This is a genomic window from Streptomyces sp. NBC_01408, assembly GCF_026340255.1.
In the GTDB taxonomy this organism is placed as follows: Bacteria; Actinomycetota; Actinomycetes; order Streptomycetales; family Streptomycetaceae; genus Streptomyces.
In genome coordinates this window covers 2,226,136-2,240,991 of sequence record NZ_JAPEPJ010000001.1, presented here as the reverse complement: position 1 = coordinate 2,240,991, position 14,856 = coordinate 2,226,136, and the positions used below count along the sequence as shown (strand labels likewise).

Sequence of the window (14,856 nt, the reverse complement as noted above, 5' to 3'; positions counted from 1 at the left end):
GGGCGGCCCGGCCCCGGCCGTCAGGTGCAGCCGGCATCGCGACCGCCCCGACCTGAAGCGTCAGTGGCCGGCCGGAAAGCGCGGGAGGCCCTCGGTCGCCAGGATGCGGTTCTTGTAGGGCTTGGCTCTGGTGACCTCCGAGCCGAACCAGGGCGGCGGGGTGAAGTCCTCGGCCGCCGCCTCCGAGGCGAATTCGACTTCGGCCGTGTGCAGACCCGCCAAGCCCTCCGCGTAGACGTCCACGTACACCGTCGTGCCTTCCAGCGGCACGGTGTAGCGGGTCTTCACGAGTCGGGCACCGGCCGTCGCCGGCCACAGCTCGTCGAACTCCGACTCCGTCAGCGGACATTCCACCTCGATACGCGACAGCGAGCCGGTGCCGCGCTTGACGCCGAGGACGTACTTGCCGGCAATGCTGCGCAGACGGACCTCGGTACCGTCCGGAGTGATCGCGATGTAGCCCTGCTCGATGGGCTCCGCGACCGCCGCGGGCGGCGGTGTGAAGCGGTCCAGCAGGAACTTGCGCTCAATTTCCAGAGGCATGTCCGACCCCGATCGCCCAGTGCGCCGCGAGCAGGGCCGGCAGCTGCCGCATGTCGGTGAAGACCACCGTCCCGGGGACCGTCAGCCACTCGGCGGGTGTCAAGCCACCTGCGTAGCCGAAGCCGCGCATGCCGGCGGCCGTGGCGGCCTGGATGCCGAAACGGCTGTCCTCGACGACCGCGCAGCGCGCCGGGTCCACTCCGAGGGAGCGGGCGGCGTGCAGGAAGAGGTCGGGGGCGGGCTTGCCACGCTCGACCTCGTGGGCGCTGAAGATCCGGCCTTCGAAGCGGTCGTACAGTCCGACCCGGCCCAGGGTGTGCCGCATCTTCTCGTGGCTGCCGCTGGAGGCGATGCACCACTGCTGCGGCCCGAAGCCCATTGCCTCCAGGCCGTCGAGGGCTTCCTCGATGCCGTCGACGGACGTCAAGCCGGTGTCCACCGCCAGTGCATGCATCTCGCGGAAGCGCTCGTCCCAGATCCGTGCGGTATCAGGGCCGACCCGATCGGCTATCAGTTCGCCGATGGAGGTGGTGGAGCGGCCGACGAAGCGCTCCATGACCTCGGCTTCGGTCAACGGCCAGCCCAGCTCGGCGCCGAGAGCGACATGGGTCCGCACGGCGATGGGCTCGCTGTCGACGAGTACGCCGTCGCAGTCGAAGATGACGAGCTCGACCGGCTCGCTCCCGTTCCCGGTCAACGGATGCAGCCCTGGCTGATCAGGAGCTGACGGATCTCCTCGACCCTCTCCGCTCCCAGCCGACGCTTGGCCTGGTCCTCCGGCTTCTCCGCCTTCTGGCCGTACTGCCACCAGGCCTCGCCCGTGTCGCGGTTCATCACCACGAAGGCGTCCTTCTCCGAGGGGCCGCGGACGATCAGCGAGGTGGTGTCGGGCGCCGAGCTGACCGTGTGGACCATGGTGTGCCGGATGACGTAGCCGGACCCGGCGGTCTCCTCGCGGACCAGCGCCGGGGAGCCGATGCGCGTTTCGGTGTCCAGGTTCTCGTAGTCCCCGAAGAGGTAGTGCTGGTAGCTGCCGTGCAGGATGCGGCTGCCGAAGCTCCACCGGTGGTTGTGCGGGCGGTCGAAGCCGCTGCCGGTGAAGACGTGCAGCCGGATGCGGACGTCGGATGCCTTGTCGTTGACCAGGACGACGCGGTCGAGCTCCTGCAGCCGCTCGCACTGGTTGAGGAGCTCAGGAGTGCGCAGCACGTGGTCGAAGGCGTCGTTCAGCCACTTCGGGGACACCAGCTCGTCGAGCAGCTCCTCCATGGGGGCGTGCAGGGCCGGCATGTCGCTCCAGTCCAGTGCGGCCAGCCGGGCCGGGGCGATCAGCGGTTGGGTGTCGGTCGTCGTCATCGCGTCGCATTCTCCGTCTGTTGTTGTGCGGCCAGCCACCGGCGGGCCTTCTCGTGGTGTTTGGGGAGCATCTCGGGGGCGTCGAGGAAGCGCGGCAGCAGATGGCGCTCCGTGGTCAGGGCCCGCAGCATCAAGCCGATGGTCACGCCGTGGCCGGGGCGCTTGATGATCTCGATCGGGTCCCCTGCGCCGACGGTGCCCTCCTTCAGCACGCGCAGGTACGCGCCGGGCGCCCCGTGGGCGATGAAGCGCTTGACCAGGTCGGGCACGTCCCAGAAGCCGGCGAAGACGCGGCACGGCTTACGGGCTCTGATCACCTCGAACACGGCTTCGCCGATGGCCCATTGCTCCCCCACCTCGGCGCCGGTGATGTCGAGGCCGAGGGTGGAGAAGTTCTCACCGATGTTGCCGGGAGCGACCTCGCGCGCGAGTTCCCGCTCCCAGAAGACGGCGTCCTCGCGGGCGAAGGCGTAGACGGCCTTGTCCGGGCCGCCGTGCACCTTCGGGTTGGCGATCAGGTCGCCCTCCAGGCCCCAGGTGCGAGCCGTCACCCTGTGGGCGACGGGGCGCTTGTCGATTCCGCTGCGGCCGACGTCCGTCCACTGGCCGGTGCTCTCGACGCCGAGGTTGACGGTCGACAGCACTGCCGTCACGAGGCGGCTCCGACCGCCCGGCCTCCGGGGCGCCAAACTTCCGTGACGTTGGGGACCGTGGGAGTCACTCCGGGCACGTTCATCTCCGTCAGGAGGTGCGTCACCACGGTCAGCAGGTCCCAGCGGTGGGGATCGTCCACGGGTGTGGTGTGCGTCAGCGCGAGTATCCCGTCGAGCGACGGATCCTCGCCCTGCGCGCGGCGACGGGCCGGCTCGCCCAGCGGTCCGGGGACGGCCGCGAGCCGCTGCCAGCTCGCCTCCAGGTCGAAGTCGTGCTCGGGGTGCCGGCGTTCGAGGTCTTGGAAGACGGCGAGGACCTCGGGGCGGGCGTTGTGCCCTTCGAGGATGCGCTGCCGTACGAGCTCGCGTCGGGGCTCGTCACAGATCACCGCAAGCTCGCGGAGCACGTCGGCCGGTTCGTCGGAGATGTGCGTGAAGTTGAACAGGCCGTTGACGACGCCGAGCCGGTGGCGCAGGTGCTGCGGGCCGCGCAGCGCGGGGTCCGCCGGCCCCTTGAGCGCGTTGAGCCGCACCGCTGCGGGCAGGGCGCCGGGCGTCCACCGCTCGTCCCTGAGCACCAGCGCAACGGTGTCGGTGCTGGGCAGGATGGCGTCCATCGCCTCGATCCGCTCGCGGGAGGCGATGTTGAACTGATAGCGCCAGACCTCGCGGATCGTCAGCCGGTCGTGCCGGAAGCGCACCGCGTCGACGGGTTGGAAGCCCTCCTCCCGCAGGATGCGCAGCGCGGGCCGCAGCCTGCGTCCGGCCGTCGCCTCGGACTTGAGCATGCACAGCGCGACGCCGAGCATCTGGGGGACGATGTCGCCGAAGGTCCAGCATGCTTCGCGGAAGTACTGGTCCACCGCATACAGGTCGGCCTTCTCGTCCGACCAGGTGACGGCCTCGCGGATGTCCGCGCTCACCTCGGTCAGCCGGTCGACCGGTGGGCTGTCGGAGTCCAGGAGCCTCATGTGTCGTGTCCTTCCTGCCAGAAGGCGGGGGTGTCCGCCTGAGCCGGCTGCCTGGTGAAGATGTCCGCGAGGAACTCCGCCTCGGCCAGCCGCAACGGTGTGTTGGGGGCGGCGTGTTCGGCCATTGGCCAGGTGAGGAGGCGTTTCTCGGCCGGGTAGCGGGCATGCGCGGCGTATCCGGTCTCCGGCGCGCACCGGCCGTCCCGGCCGGCAACGGAGAACAGTGCCGGGCAGCGCCCGTGGACGGCCAGTTCGGCTACGTCGAAGAGGCGCAGGCTTCGCAGGGCGCGCGGCGCGAGGTCCGGGTAGGACTCGGCGAAGCGCAGCAGCTCCCGGTACGGCTGCCGGTCGGGCAGCCGTGCCAGGTCGGTGACGGCGGACAGGAACGGCGACTCCACGAGTGCGGCGGCGACCAGCGGGCTCAGCACTGCCGCCGCCAGGGCCAGCTGCCCGCCCTGGCTGCAGCCGGCGGTCGCGACGCGGGCGGGGTCGACCGCGGGGTGCGCAGCGGCCGCCGCCACGGCCCGTACGGCGTCGGTGTAGGCGTCCCGGTAGTAGTAGGTCCGGGGGTCCAGGACGCCCCGGGTGGTGAAGCCGGGCACCTGCGGGTGGGTGAGGCCGACCGGGTCCGGTGTCGCCCCCCGTCGCCCGCCGGCGCCGCTCTGCCCGCGGGTGTCGACGACCAGCGTGGCGTATCCCAGGGCCGGCCACAGCAGCCGGTCCAGCGCATGGCCGCGGCCCTCGCCGTACCCGAGGTACTGGACGACGCACGGGAGCGGGCCGTCGCCGGCGCGCGGAACCATCAGCCAGCCGTGGATCCGGTGGCCGTGGGCGCCGGCGAAGGAGAAGTCGTACACCGCGGTTCCGGGCAGCGCAGTGGGCTCCTCGACGGTCGCCGGGTCGAGCGGGACGGCTTCGGCTTCCTCCAGGGCGGTCCGCCAGAACGCCGCGGGCTGCTCTTCAGCTCCGTGCATCGGTCACCGCCTGCGCCGACGGGGCGGCTGCCTCGTCGGCGAAATCGTCGATGAACTCGATGAGCTCGATGAGCTCGTCCCGGCAGCCGCCGCAGCCCTGCCCGGCGCCGCACTGCTCGCCGATGTCGTCCACGGTGGTGAAGCCGCGCCGGATCCAGCCGACGATCTCGTCTTCGGTGACGCGGTTGCAGATGCAGATGGTAGGGCTCACTGCTCCTCCTGCCAGGCGCCGAGCAGGACGTTGGGGAAGATGCGCTCGATGTCCGGGGTGTTGAACCGCACGGTGGCTGTGAGGATGGACAGCAGGTCCCACAGGTCGCCGGGGTCCGCGTCGGGGTGCTGTGCGGCACGCAGCAGTTCGGCGGGCGTGACGGTGCGCCCCGCCGCCCTCGCGCGCGCCGCCTCACCGGCGGGGGCGACGGACTTCGCGAGTCGCAGCCAGCTCTGTTCCGGGTCGAGATCGTGCGGTTCCGTCTCGCGTTCGATCGCGTCGCAGATCCGACGGGCCTCTTCGCGCGCGTCGTGGCGTGCGAGGAGGCGCCCGCGCACCCGTTCGCGTTGCGGCTGTTCCAGCAGGAGTCCGAGGTCACGCAGGACGTCGATGGGCTCGTCTGCCGTGTGCACGAAGTTGAACAGGCCGTTGAGTGCCCCGAGCCGCTCGCGCAGGTGCTCGGGCCGGCGCAGCTCGGCGGTGGCCGGGCCCTTGAGCGCGGCGAGCCGGACGGATGCCGGAACGTCGCCGGGCCGGTGGCGTTCGTCCTGGAGTACGAGCAGGACGCTGTCCAGGGACTGCAGGCACAGGTCCATGGTGGCGATCCGCTCACGGTCGGCGAAGTTCAGCTGGAAGCGCCACGTTTCGCGGATCGTCAGTCGGCTGTGGCGCAACCGCAGGACGTCGACCGGACGGAAGCCGTGCTCCTGCAGCGCTTCCAGGGCCGTTCCGTAGCGGCGGCCCACGGCGGCCTCCGGCTTGAGGACACACAGGGTGATGCCCTGTAGGGCGTCCAGGTGCTCGCCGAAGGTCCAGGCGGCTTCCCGCAGGTAGGTGTCCGCGCCGAACAGCCGTGCCTTGACCGGCGAGCGGGTTACGGCCGCCAGAAGCTGCGGCGGTATGTCGTGCGCGCGCTCGTCGGGGTTCCCCGTCGTCCCCATCGCTGCTCTCCTTGCTGTGCTTTCACTGCCTCGACGGATCTCGCGAGGTTCAGAGCAGCGCGATGCGCTGCCGCTCGGCGTCCACCTGGCACCCCAGCCGGAACTGCTCCGCCCCGAGGTCGATCTCGGGGAAGAAGGTGCGGTACGCCGTGAAGGACACGAGGTGCCAGATGTCGGTCTCGGAGATCCCGAGCGCTCGTACGTTGGCGATCTGCTGGTCGATCGGCTGGGTGCCCGCCGCGACCACGCCCTGCTCCTGGTACCAGAGGTCGCTGCCCGCCTCCTGGTGGAGGTTCTGGCCGGCCAGCCGCGCGGTGTCGCTGCGGTCGGTCATCAGCATCATGTTCTGCGGGCCGACGATCTCGATGGCGCGCTTGGCGATGGCGAAGTCGACGTGCTCGCCGTCGAAGTTGAGGCAGGCGGCGATGCGGCCCTGGTGGGCGCCGCGCATGATGGCTGCCGGGACGGGTCCGACCTGCTCGTGCAGGTCCTTCAGGTTCCAGGACGGCAGGTCGTAGCTCGCGAGCAGCGCGTCCCGGTTGGCACGGGCCCTGGAGGTGCGGAAGGCGTGCTTGATCAGCAGCGGCATCTCGTTGAAGAGGTGGTCGGTGACCACGCGGACACCGGAGTGCGGGCAGTCGGCGGCCTCGGCCGTCGCGAGCACCTCCTCGATGCAGTCCGCCCCGATCTGCGGGTTCTCCTTGGCGAAGTGGCCGAGCGCCGGGCGGACCCCGTTCTCGACCAGGCGCGTGACGATCCACTCCAGCGACGGGTGGTCCGGGGTGAACTGGGCCGCGAGGTAGGAGCTGGACTGGAGCGCGTCCGGCGAGATCATGATGTAGACGAGGCCCAGCGGGCCGCAGCCGGCGAGCTTCTCCCACTCCTCCTTGGAGGGGGCCCACACGGAGGAGGCGGGGGTGCCGCCGAAGCTGGCGACGAGCGGCCCCTCCAACGCGATGGCGGGGACGAACGGCAGCTGGCCGTCGGCCTTCAGCGCGGCGAAGCCCCGCATGAATTCGACGAAGCCGTCGAGCCGCTCCTGGCGGAGGTAGAGGGTGGGGATGCACAGCAGGCCCTCGGAGGCGGCGTGCTTGTCGACCGCGAAGAGGTCGATCTCCGCGAAGTTCGAGAAGTCGACGTCGCCCAGCCCGTGGCAGTGCACCTCGACCGGCAGCGAGGGGGTGAAGTAGGACTCGGCGGCCGCCAGCGGGCGGGCCGCGAGGTTGTCGCGGGTGATCAAGCCGTCACGCCAGCTCGCCGTGGCGCCGAAGGCTCCTCGTGGGTCGATCCAGGCGTTGGCCTCACGGCTGAAGGTAGACATGTTGCTCATTTCTCTCTTTCTTGGGTGTTCTAAGCGTGGCCGAGCTCGGCGCGGGCTGACGCGCGGCGGACCGCCAGGTGCAGGAAGAGCACGCTGACCACGAACCAGGCGGCGCCGACCAGGAGTTCGACCAGGAGGGCCGACCCGTGCGGACGCCCGGCGAGACTCCGCTCGACCGCGTCCATCACGTGGGTGAGCGGCATGGCCTCACTCACCGGCACCAGGAATCCCGGCAGCCGGTCCTGTGGAACGAGGGTTCCCGACAGGACCATGAGGACCAGTTCCGCCATGTTCGGCCCGACGAACAGGTCCTCGACGACCAGCGCGAGAGCCGACAGCGACAGGCCGAACCCGGCGGTGGTCAGCACGCCGACGGCCAGCAGGCCGGCGAACTCCGGCAACCCCATCGGCAGCGTGGTGTAGAGCAGGCAGCACACCAGGTAGGTGCACAGACCGCCGACGAACCCGTCCACGATGTGCGGCAGGGCCCGCTGGCAGACCGAGGCCAGCTTGTTCTGGGGTGCGGCGAGCCAGATCCCCAGGGTGCCGAACGAGCGCTCGTTGCCGATCGACAGCGCCATGCCGTAGACGACGGCGCCGGCGCCGGCCAGCAGGCTGGAGGCCACGAGCATGCGCCCGGCGTTGGCCCCGTAGTACGTGGACAGGGAGATGAAGGCGATGGCCATGCCGATCGGCCGGACGATGCGGGAGCTCAGGTAGCCGAGCGGGTTCAGCCAGGTGAACAGGGCTCGGTACGAGAGCGCCGCCCCGCGCAGGGCGGCACTCGCCGCGCTGCCCGGGCGTTCCTCGATGCGGGTTTCCATGAGGGTCAGGCCTCCAGGGGCAGGGCCTGCCGGCGGGCGATGAGCTCCAGCCGCCGGACAGCGAGGACGACGAGCCCGCAGAAGACGCCGGTCAGCGCGAGCGCCGCGAGCAGCTCACCAGTACCGCCGCCGCGCACCCATGCCATGACGTGGGACTGCGGGATGACGAACGCGAGCTTCTGGACCGGGCCCGGCAGGGCGGACTGCGGAACGATGAGCGCGCTGAGGGCCATGACCAGGCCCGTCAGGCCGTTGGTCATGCCAGCCGAGTACGGATAGCGGAGCACGGCGAAGCCGAGCAGACCCACCACGGACGCGGTCGAGAAGGCGAGCAACACGCCGCCGATCAGCCAGCGTGTCCAGTCGAAGCCGTCGCCGAGGCCGAACAGCAGGACCAGGATGACCAGCGTGCCGGGCAGGGCGGTCAGCGACTGCACGGCGGTGCCGGTCAGTCGGCCGAGCACCACCGGGACGAGTCCGCCGGGGCTGCCCAGCGCCGCGTACAGCGTCTTCCACTGCTTCTCGCCCATCAGGCTGACGACGACGAGCACGATGATCGAGTCGAGCATGCCGATTCCCGCGGAGCCGACGGCCATGTCACCGGTGGTCTCGCGCGCGGCGCCGCCGCCGCTGGCGTTGGCGTGCACGACGAACGCGAACACGCACGGCATCGCCAGGGTGGAGAAGACGGCCATGGGGCTGGAGGCGTGCATGCGCAGCTGATCGGTCAGGGCCCGTACGAAGGTGGGCAGGAACCAGCCCGTCCGGCCGGCGTCGTAGCGTGCGGGCTTCGTTGTCACGGCAGTCATTTCGCCGCCACCATGTCGAGGAAGACCTCTTCGAGGGTGGGCGGGGTGACCGCGACGCTGCTCGTCGCACCCGGGAAGGTGGCGAGCAGCCACTGGACGGCGGCGGCCCCGTCGGAGACCCGCAGGGTGACCGTCGCACCGTCGAGCTCCAGGTGGGTCAGCCCGGGGCAGTGTTTGATCCCCTCGGGGGCCTCGGCGGCCGCGAAGACCGCGTTCACCACGTGGCCGAGCCGCTCGGCGGCGGTCAGCCGGAGCTCTGCGGCCGTGGACTCGGTGTGGACGCGGCCGCCCTTCATCAGCACGATCCGCTTGCTGAGCTCCTCGGCCTCGCGCATGTCGTGGGTGGTCAGCAGGATGCTGCGGCCCTCCCCCGCCAGCCGGGCCACCAGGGCGCGCATGGCGGCGGCGGACTGCGGGTCGAGGCCGGCGGACGGCTCGTCGAGGATGAGCACGGCCGGGTCGTGGAGCAGGGCGCGCGCCAAGTGCAGCCGCTGCTTCATGCCCCGCGAGAACGAGCCGACGAGGTCACCGGCGCGGTCGACGAGGCCGACCTCCTCCAGCAGCTCCCGGCTCCGGGACTCCAGCCGCGCGCCGCGCATGCCGTACATGAGCCCGAAGAACTCCAGGTTCTGCCGGGCGGTCAGACGCGGGTACAGACCCGTGTCTCCGCCCAGGCTGAATCCACAGGCCAGCGAGGCGCGGCGGCGCGAACGCACGACGTCGTGGCCGTCGATCAGCACGGTGCCGGACGTCGGGAGCAGGAGACCGGTGAGCATCTTGACGGTCGTGGTCTTGCCCGCGCCGTTGGGACCGAGCACGGAGACGAGCTCGCCGGGCCGGACGGTCAGGGCGACGTCGTCGACGGCCCGCCGCACGGTGCCGTCCTTGGCCGTGAATTCGCGGACGAGTCCGCGGGCTTCGAGGCCCGTTCCGGTCGTGTTCATCGCTCTCTCTCTTTCGAGGTGACCCGTGTGAGGTCCATCTCCATGTAGCCGCCTCCGGCCGGGATCGGGCCGGGGAAGTACGAGACGTGGTCGCCGACGGCCGTGACGGAGGCGAGGAAGTCGATGGCCCCGCCCTCGACGGACATGGGACGGAGGGAACCCTGGGGGACGCCGTCCACCGCACGGGCGGCCAGCAACCGGAAGGCCAGTTGGCCACCGGAACGGAACTCCTCGACGCCCAGGGTCCGGGCGTCCACGACCACGCAGCGCTCGCCGGCCAGGAGGTCGGACCCGGCGCCGGTCGGGGTCAGCCGGATGTTGCTCGCCGTCGGCTGCGGGAAGTTCTTCAGCGGGTTCCACCAAGCGTGCCCGGTCAGCCGCCCGCTCCCGCCGGCCTCGTCCGGCGCACCGCCGACGTGCGCCTTGCGGGTGGCGACGGCGCGCTGCACGCCGTCGACCCCGATGAGCTCCGTACGGCCGGTCGGTGAACCCTCGCAGTCGAAGGAGCGGGCGCCGTACGCGTCCGGACGGGGCCCCTCGTCCACGAGCGCGGCGGCCAGTGCGACGGGGCTCGTGATCGGGTTGAACAGGACCGTCTGCGTCAGGGCCCGCAGCAGCTGGGCGGCCGCGCTGGGGGCGAAGACGACGCGGGAGCCCTCGAAGCGCTGCTCCCCGGGGGCCATGCCGGCTTCCATCAGGCTCAGTTCGCGGCCCAGGCACGCCGGGTCGATCCCGTCGAGCCCGGTGGCGTACCGGGAGGCGGAGACGGCTCGGGTGCCGTCGGCACTCGTGGCGACGGCAGTGAGCTCGACCCCGTAGCAGCGGTCCCAGAGCCGGGTCCCCGACCTGTCCGCGAACACCGACTCGCGCAGCACGTCGGAGATCTGCAGGCTGCCGACGCCCTGCCCGCCGTGCAGCCGGGCGGCGAGGGCGTCGGACAGCGCGGCCGCGCCGGCGGCCGCGGCGCCCATGTCGAGGCGCTCGGCAGTGGTCTCCCAGCCGCCGTCGGCGGATCGTTCGCGGTGGTGGGCCACGCCGTGTGCTGCCGCGGGGGCGGCGCTGCCGAGATGGAAGAACCGGCGGCCGCTCCCGAGGAGTCCGGCCGCGCCTTGCGCGTTCAGCTCCTTGGCATTGAGGTACAGCTCCCGGCCGTCCCGGCCGAGGCGTACGAAGCCGCCGAACTCCCCTTCGTCGACGAAGAGCCGCTTGCGGCCGTCCTGGTCCGCCGTGAGCCGGCGCCGGGCGGTCCGTTCGAGGTGGGTGGCCGCGTGCTCGCCCGCGTGCAGGGCGTCCTCGACGGCGGCCGCCGTGGCCAGACCCTGAGCGGTTTTGTTCTCCAGCACCCTCATGCGGCACTCCAATCCAGTGCGGAGTAGCGCATCGAAGGCGAGAAGAGACCGATCCCGATCATCTGGCCCTGCTTTCCACACGTGATGCTGTCGCCGCCGAAGTCCGAACCGATGGCTTCGATGCGGCCCAGGACGTCCAGAGCGTCGCCGAAGATGCTGACGTCACGGACGGGGACGCGGTGGCCGTCGGGTGTGATGTAGCTGCAGTTGAGAGCCGCGAACGAGAACTCGCCGGTCGCGAGGTTGATCATTCCGGCGCCCAGGCAGCCGACGTGGAGCACGCCCTCGGATCCGGCTTCGAGCAGAGCGGCCGGGTCCTCGGACCCGGGCCGGACCACGGTGTTGCTGGCCCGGGGCAGCGGCAGCTCGCGGTAGTCCCGGCGGCGGCCGTTCGCGGTGGGCGTGTAGCCGTGGCGCTGTGCGGCACGTACGGAGGTGAGCGGCGAGCCGATCTCCCCGTTGGCCACCAGGACGGTGGTGCGGCCGGTGTTGCCCTCGTCGTCGATGGCGTACGAGCCGTAGCCGTCGGCGAGGGTCGCGTCGTCGTACAGCGAGAGCACGGCGGGGACGGCGCCCGGCTTGCGCAGTGCGGCGATGTAGTCGCTGCGCATGGCGAAGTTGTCGCCCTCCAGAGCGTGCCCGACGAGCTCGTGCAGGAAGCCGACTGCTGCGGTGGGACCGAAGACCACGGGGGTGCGGCGGTTCCCCCGCAGGGCGGCGAGCGCGGAGTCGCGTGCGTGACCCAGCGCCTCGCGCGCCACCTCCCGGGGGAGCGTCGCGTCACTGCCCGCACCACGGCCTGCCGTCGGGCCGCGTTCCAGCCACCGGTTGAGGCCCCGGTAGTGTCCGCCGTCGGTCGTGACGGTGGCTTCGAGGCGGCGGCGCACCAGGCGGGAGACGGAGGCCGCCCGCACGCCCTCGGTGTCGGCCACGGCGACGGTGCGCGCGGTGAAGTCCTCCGTCGTGCGCAGGGAGTGGGGTGTCCGGGCGTCCTGGACGAGCCAGTCCCGCGCCGCCACGGGCGTGAAGTCCACGTCCTCGCGCTCCGGCCACCGAACGCCGATGCCGTCGGGGCCGTCCTGCGGCGCGGTCCCCAACCATGAGGGCAGCGAACCGAGTTCCGTCACGGAGAAGGCGCGGTGACGCCAGCGGTCGTCCTTGCGGACCATGCAGCCGAGCCCCTCACGGGGCTCGACGCAGGTGGCGAGCACGTCGCCGTCCAGGCACTCGACGCGCACCTCGACAGTGCTCTCGGCGTAGACCTGTACGTAGTCCGCCGAGCCCTGCAGACACTCCACCGCCCACTGCGCCAGCTCCAGGAGCCGTTCGGCGCCGCCGCCGTCCGCAGTTCCCTCGCTCATCACGCTTCCCATCCCCCGGACCGATCAGATCGCGCTGAGAGCGGAGAACGGTTCTGCCCGCACCAAGTCGCGCTCACGCAGCGACTGGAGCAGCTTCTCGACACGCTCGGCGGTCATCGTCTTCAGCGCGGGAACGTGCTCGGCGAGTCGCGCCACGGCCTCGACCACGGCCTGCGTCCCACGGCCGTCGCACAGGGCCCACACGAACGCGGCGGGGTCGCGCAGCATCAGCTGCCGGCGCAGCTCCCAGTGGAGCAGGATGCCGTCGCTCTGGCCGAGGACGTTGTACGAGGGGTTGCGCCACAGACCGTCGGCGGCGGGCACTGACGGCGCGGTCCAGGCCGGCCAGACGTCCAGCGGGACGCCCTGGCGGCTGAGGAGCTGGCTCACGGCTATGCAGGTCTGGACGAAGAAGATCAGCTCCTCGGCGGCCTCGGGGCCCCGACCGGTCCAGGTGCCACGCTGGAAATCCGTGAACGTGTCGGTCGGGAAACCCTCGACGGGGTTGCGCGCGAGCTGCTTGTAGACCCACTTCTTGCTGTAGTACAGGTCGCCCGAGGCCGCCGCGACGGCCTTGCCGGCGTAAGCGGTGAGATCCTGCCCGACGAGCGCGGCCGTTTCGAGGTCACCGTCGACGGAGGCGCCGAGGAAGTCCTCAAGGTGCCCGTTGATGGCAATCGCCGAGTAGTTGACCGCGACCTGACGAATGTCGCCGATGCACGCGACGATGCGCTGCTTGAAGCCTTCGAGCGCGGGAGACGAGAGCAAGGTCTCCGACGTGTACAGACGGCAGACGAAATCCAGCTTGGACGGGAGTTTGTGCAGGTCCGTCAGGTTGTCCCGCTGAAGCCGGAACGACGTGATCGCGCCGACGGCCTCCTCGACGAACGCGAGGGTGTATCGCTCCACGTCGACCCGGTGTCCGTCAACGTTGTACTGCGATACATCATCGCCCATCGCCGCTTCTTTGGCGTAGAGGACAAACAGATCGGCGTCGCTGGTGGGGTTACCGAGCCCAGCCGTCAGACTTCCGGCGATGTATATCGAGTCGATCGACCCGTCATTGCTATCGGAAAGCACGCGGGCGAGCTTGCGCGCCGCTTCCATCTTTTCTTCTATGATCGAGCGCGCCACGTCCGGCAGACCCTCCCCGTAATGTGGCGGGGGCCGGAAAGGCCCCCGCCAGCGAGCTTCATCAGATGTTGCCGATGTTGCCGATATTTCCGATGTTGCCGATGTTGCCGATATTTCCGATGTTGCCAATGTTGCCGATGTTGGCAACGTTCGCCGCATTGTCCTCAGCGGACTCGAACTCGACGATGTCGTCCTCGATCTCGATGACGTCAAGGTTCTCCATGTTCTTCACCTCCCCGTACACGTAGTCGCCCGACTGGGCGCTCAAAGGAGCCTGCGACGTGCAGGACTCCCATCGGTCACATTCCGCACGCGTCAGCGCACAGAACGATCCCGAAGCTCGATGGATACAGCGACCACACGCGAAAGAGAAGAAGAGAAATGACTGGCGGGCACACCAAATTTATCGCGCGGTACGCGATCGCATAAGAATGCGGCCAGACCAAAGAACTAGATGCGGTCCATCGACTGCCTCAGCCGCGGACTCCGCCACTCCCCCATTTCCAATGCGGAACCCATTGGCCCGCATCGTCTCCCCCGTGAAGATCATCTGGAGCATAGTCGCGATGATCAGCTCGGTCAACAGATTTCCTGAGGGCTTCATGAGGCGCATTTCGAACCTGGCCGCCTTCGCAATGCGCACCACCCGCAAATCAAAGGATAAATAGACAACTTGCTCCAACCTGGCCACCTCGCGGCGATATCGACCCAAAACAGGAGGTCGCCTGCCTGGTGCACGGATATCCCTCGTGAGGGCGCGCCCCGGGACCGCCCGGCCGGCCGGGAACACGTGGTTGCGGGACGAGGTCATCGATACGTTCACGCTCTCGCGCAGCGGGGGGGCATCGACGCCGTCGTGACGGGTGCATCAGGATGTGGCTGTCGCGGGTGCGGGACGCATGCCGAGGTGAACGTGCATCAGCCCTGCACCGCGGCGGAGTCGGCCATCGGACAACCACCCGAGGCCCTGCCCGCGTTCGGACATCACCTCGAACAGACCCCGACAAGGCCAAGATCCCGCCCGGTCTGTTCGACCGGACGGGATCTCGTGACGCTGTCGGGAGCAACCCGTGAACTGTCGCCTGTGGGGCGTTCACGAGTGCCCCTGACCCGCTGGGTTCCGTCAGAAGCCGACGATCACGGTCCGGCCCGGTGACCTCGGCAGCTCGACAAGTTCCGTCAGGACCGGCACGTCCTCCCAGACCACCGTCACCACGGCCAACGGGGATCCTGTCGATGCGATCACGGAGCTCGCGGGAACCTCGAACACACCCCGGAAACGCCAAGATCCCGCCCGGTCTGTTCGACCGGACGGGATCTCGTGACGTTCTCGGGAGCAACCCGTGAACTGTCGTCTGTGGACCTGTGGGGATTTGAACCCCAGACCCCCTCGATGCGAACGAGGTGCGCTACCAGACTGCGCCACAGGCCCTTGCGACGTGTGAAACATTAGCATCCCCGCGCG

General features: G+C 70.1%; 17 protein-coding genes and 1 tRNA gene. All 18 read right to left on the bottom strand.

Annotation, left to right across the window (positions count from 1 at the left end):
* Positions 1 to 60: 60 nt before the first annotated feature.
* The 18 genes from OG447_RS10515 to OG447_RS10430 all read right to left on the bottom strand — a co-directional run bounded on the left by OG447_RS10515 (position 61) and on the right by OG447_RS10430 (position 14,823).
* Entirely contained in the window at positions 61 to 543 is a 483-nt protein-coding gene (locus OG447_RS10515; RefSeq protein ID WP_266936216.1) for an adenylate cyclase, read from the bottom strand.
* On the bottom strand, positions 527 to 1,240 hold the full coding sequence (locus OG447_RS10510) for an HAD family phosphatase (RefSeq protein ID WP_266936215.1): 714 nt from the start codon (positions 1,238 to 1,240) through the stop codon (positions 527 to 529). Before OG447_RS10510 ends, OG447_RS10515 begins: the two co-directional genes overlap by 17 nt.
* Complete coding sequence (locus OG447_RS10505; protein WP_266936214.1) at positions 1,237 to 1,899, bottom strand: hypothetical protein; 663 nt, start codon at positions 1,897 to 1,899, stop codon at positions 1,237 to 1,239. Before OG447_RS10505 ends, OG447_RS10510 begins: the two co-directional genes overlap by 4 nt.
* A complete protein-coding gene (locus OG447_RS10500; protein WP_266936213.1) occupies positions 1,896 to 2,552 on the bottom strand; it encodes an MOSC domain-containing protein in 657 nt (218 codons plus the stop codon). Before OG447_RS10500 ends, OG447_RS10505 begins: the two co-directional genes overlap by 4 nt.
* Complete coding sequence (locus OG447_RS10495; protein ID WP_266936212.1) at positions 2,549 to 3,523, bottom strand: nucleoside-diphosphate kinase; 975 nt, start codon at positions 3,521 to 3,523, stop codon at positions 2,549 to 2,551. Before OG447_RS10495 ends, OG447_RS10500 begins: the two co-directional genes overlap by 4 nt.
* Positions 3,520 to 4,497 carry an acetylxylan esterase gene (locus OG447_RS10490; RefSeq protein WP_266936211.1) on the bottom strand — a complete coding sequence of 326 codons (978 nt, stop codon included), beginning with the start codon at positions 4,495 to 4,497 and terminating at the stop codon, positions 3,520 to 3,522. Before OG447_RS10490 ends, OG447_RS10495 begins: the two co-directional genes overlap by 4 nt.
* Positions 4,484 to 4,708 carry a bacterioferritin-associated ferredoxin gene (locus OG447_RS10485; RefSeq protein WP_266936210.1) on the bottom strand — a complete coding sequence of 75 codons (225 nt, stop codon included), beginning with the start codon at positions 4,706 to 4,708 and terminating at the stop codon, positions 4,484 to 4,486. Before OG447_RS10485 ends, OG447_RS10490 begins: the two co-directional genes overlap by 14 nt.
* Positions 4,705 to 5,649: a nucleoside-diphosphate kinase gene (locus OG447_RS10480; protein WP_266936209.1), complete on the bottom strand. Its 945-nt coding sequence runs from the start codon at positions 5,647 to 5,649 to the stop codon at positions 4,705 to 4,707. Before OG447_RS10480 ends, OG447_RS10485 begins: the two co-directional genes overlap by 4 nt.
* Positions 5,650 to 5,698: 49 nt before the next feature.
* Positions 5,699 to 6,979, bottom strand: coding sequence for a hypothetical protein (locus tag OG447_RS10475; RefSeq protein ID WP_266936208.1), 1,281 nt, complete (start codon positions 6,977 to 6,979; stop codon positions 5,699 to 5,701).
* Positions 6,980 to 6,999: 20 nt separating this feature from the next.
* A complete protein-coding gene (locus tag OG447_RS10470; protein ID WP_266936207.1) occupies positions 7,000 to 7,794 on the bottom strand; it encodes an ABC transporter permease in 795 nt (264 codons plus the stop codon).
* Between the two features lie 5 nt (positions 7,795 to 7,799).
* Positions 7,800 to 8,603: an ABC transporter permease gene (locus OG447_RS10465; protein WP_266936206.1), complete on the bottom strand. Its 804-nt coding sequence runs from the start codon at positions 8,601 to 8,603 to the stop codon at positions 7,800 to 7,802.
* Positions 8,600 to 9,547, bottom strand: coding sequence for an ABC transporter ATP-binding protein (locus OG447_RS10460; protein WP_266936205.1), 948 nt, complete (start codon positions 9,545 to 9,547; stop codon positions 8,600 to 8,602). The genes OG447_RS10465 and OG447_RS10460 overlap by 4 nt, the downstream gene beginning before the upstream one ends.
* Positions 9,544 to 10,896 (bottom strand): metallopeptidase TldD-related protein, encoded by a 1,353-nt coding sequence (locus tag OG447_RS10455; protein WP_266936204.1) that lies wholly within the window; start codon positions 10,894 to 10,896, stop codon positions 9,544 to 9,546. Before OG447_RS10455 ends, OG447_RS10460 begins: the two co-directional genes overlap by 4 nt.
* Positions 10,893 to 12,257 carry a TldD/PmbA family protein gene (locus tag OG447_RS10450; RefSeq protein ID WP_266936203.1) on the bottom strand — a complete coding sequence of 455 codons (1,365 nt, stop codon included), beginning with the start codon at positions 12,255 to 12,257 and terminating at the stop codon, positions 10,893 to 10,895. The genes OG447_RS10455 and OG447_RS10450 overlap by 4 nt, the downstream gene beginning before the upstream one ends.
* A 24-nt stretch (positions 12,258 to 12,281) precedes the next feature.
* Positions 12,282 to 13,391, bottom strand: a complete 1,110-nt coding sequence (locus tag OG447_RS10445) for a PqqD family protein (protein ID WP_266936202.1) — start codon at positions 13,389 to 13,391, stop codon at positions 12,282 to 12,284.
* 61 nt (positions 13,392 to 13,452) lie between these two features.
* Positions 13,453 to 13,614 carry a hypothetical protein gene (locus tag OG447_RS10440; protein WP_266936201.1) on the bottom strand — a complete coding sequence of 54 codons (162 nt, stop codon included), beginning with the start codon at positions 13,612 to 13,614 and terminating at the stop codon, positions 13,453 to 13,455.
* Positions 13,615 to 14,514: 900 nt separating this feature from the next.
* The gene (locus OG447_RS10435; protein WP_266936200.1) at positions 14,515 to 14,637 is read right to left on the bottom strand and encodes a hypothetical protein; all 123 of its coding nucleotides are present in this window, start codon (positions 14,635 to 14,637) and stop codon (positions 14,515 to 14,517) included.
* A gap of 112 nt (positions 14,638 to 14,749) precedes the next feature.
* A tRNA-Ala gene (locus tag OG447_RS10430) sits at positions 14,750 to 14,823 on the bottom strand.
* Positions 14,824 to 14,856 lie beyond the last annotated feature (33 nt).

Bases quoted from the DNA above. Each gene is read 5' to 3' on its own strand.
- OG447_RS10515 (WP_266936216.1), bottom strand. From the start codon at position 543: ATGCCTCTGGAAATTGAGCGCAAGTTCCTGCTGGACCGCTTCACACCG.
- OG447_RS10505 (WP_266936214.1), bottom strand. From the start codon at position 1,899: ATGACGACGACCGACACCCAACCGCTGATCGCCCCGGCCCGGCTGGCC.
- OG447_RS10495 (WP_266936212.1), bottom strand. From the start codon at position 3,523: ATGAGGCTCCTGGACTCCGACAGCCCACCGGTCGACCGGCTGACCGAG.
- OG447_RS10490 (WP_266936211.1), bottom strand. From the start codon at position 4,497: ATGCACGGAGCTGAAGAGCAGCCCGCGGCGTTCTGGCGGACCGCCCTG.
- OG447_RS10480 (WP_266936209.1), bottom strand. From the start codon at position 5,649: ATGGGGACGACGGGGAACCCCGACGAGCGCGCGCACGACATACCGCCG.
- OG447_RS10475 (WP_266936208.1), bottom strand. From the start codon at position 6,979: ATGAGCAACATGTCTACCTTCAGCCGTGAGGCCAACGCCTGGATCGAC.
- OG447_RS10470 (WP_266936207.1), bottom strand. From the start codon at position 7,794: ATGGAAACCCGCATCGAGGAACGCCCGGGCAGCGCGGCGAGTGCCGCC.
- OG447_RS10465 (WP_266936206.1), bottom strand. From the start codon at position 8,603: ATGACTGCCGTGACAACGAAGCCCGCACGCTACGACGCCGGCCGGACG.
- OG447_RS10460 (WP_266936205.1), bottom strand. From the start codon at position 9,547: ATGAACACGACCGGAACGGGCCTCGAAGCCCGCGGACTCGTCCGCGAA.
- OG447_RS10455 (WP_266936204.1), bottom strand. From the start codon at position 10,896: ATGAGGGTGCTGGAGAACAAAACCGCTCAGGGTCTGGCCACGGCGGCC.
- OG447_RS10450 (WP_266936203.1), bottom strand. From the start codon at position 12,257: ATGAGCGAGGGAACTGCGGACGGCGGCGGCGCCGAACGGCTCCTGGAG.
- OG447_RS10440 (WP_266936201.1), bottom strand. From the start codon at position 13,614: ATGGAGAACCTTGACGTCATCGAGATCGAGGACGACATCGTCGAGTTC.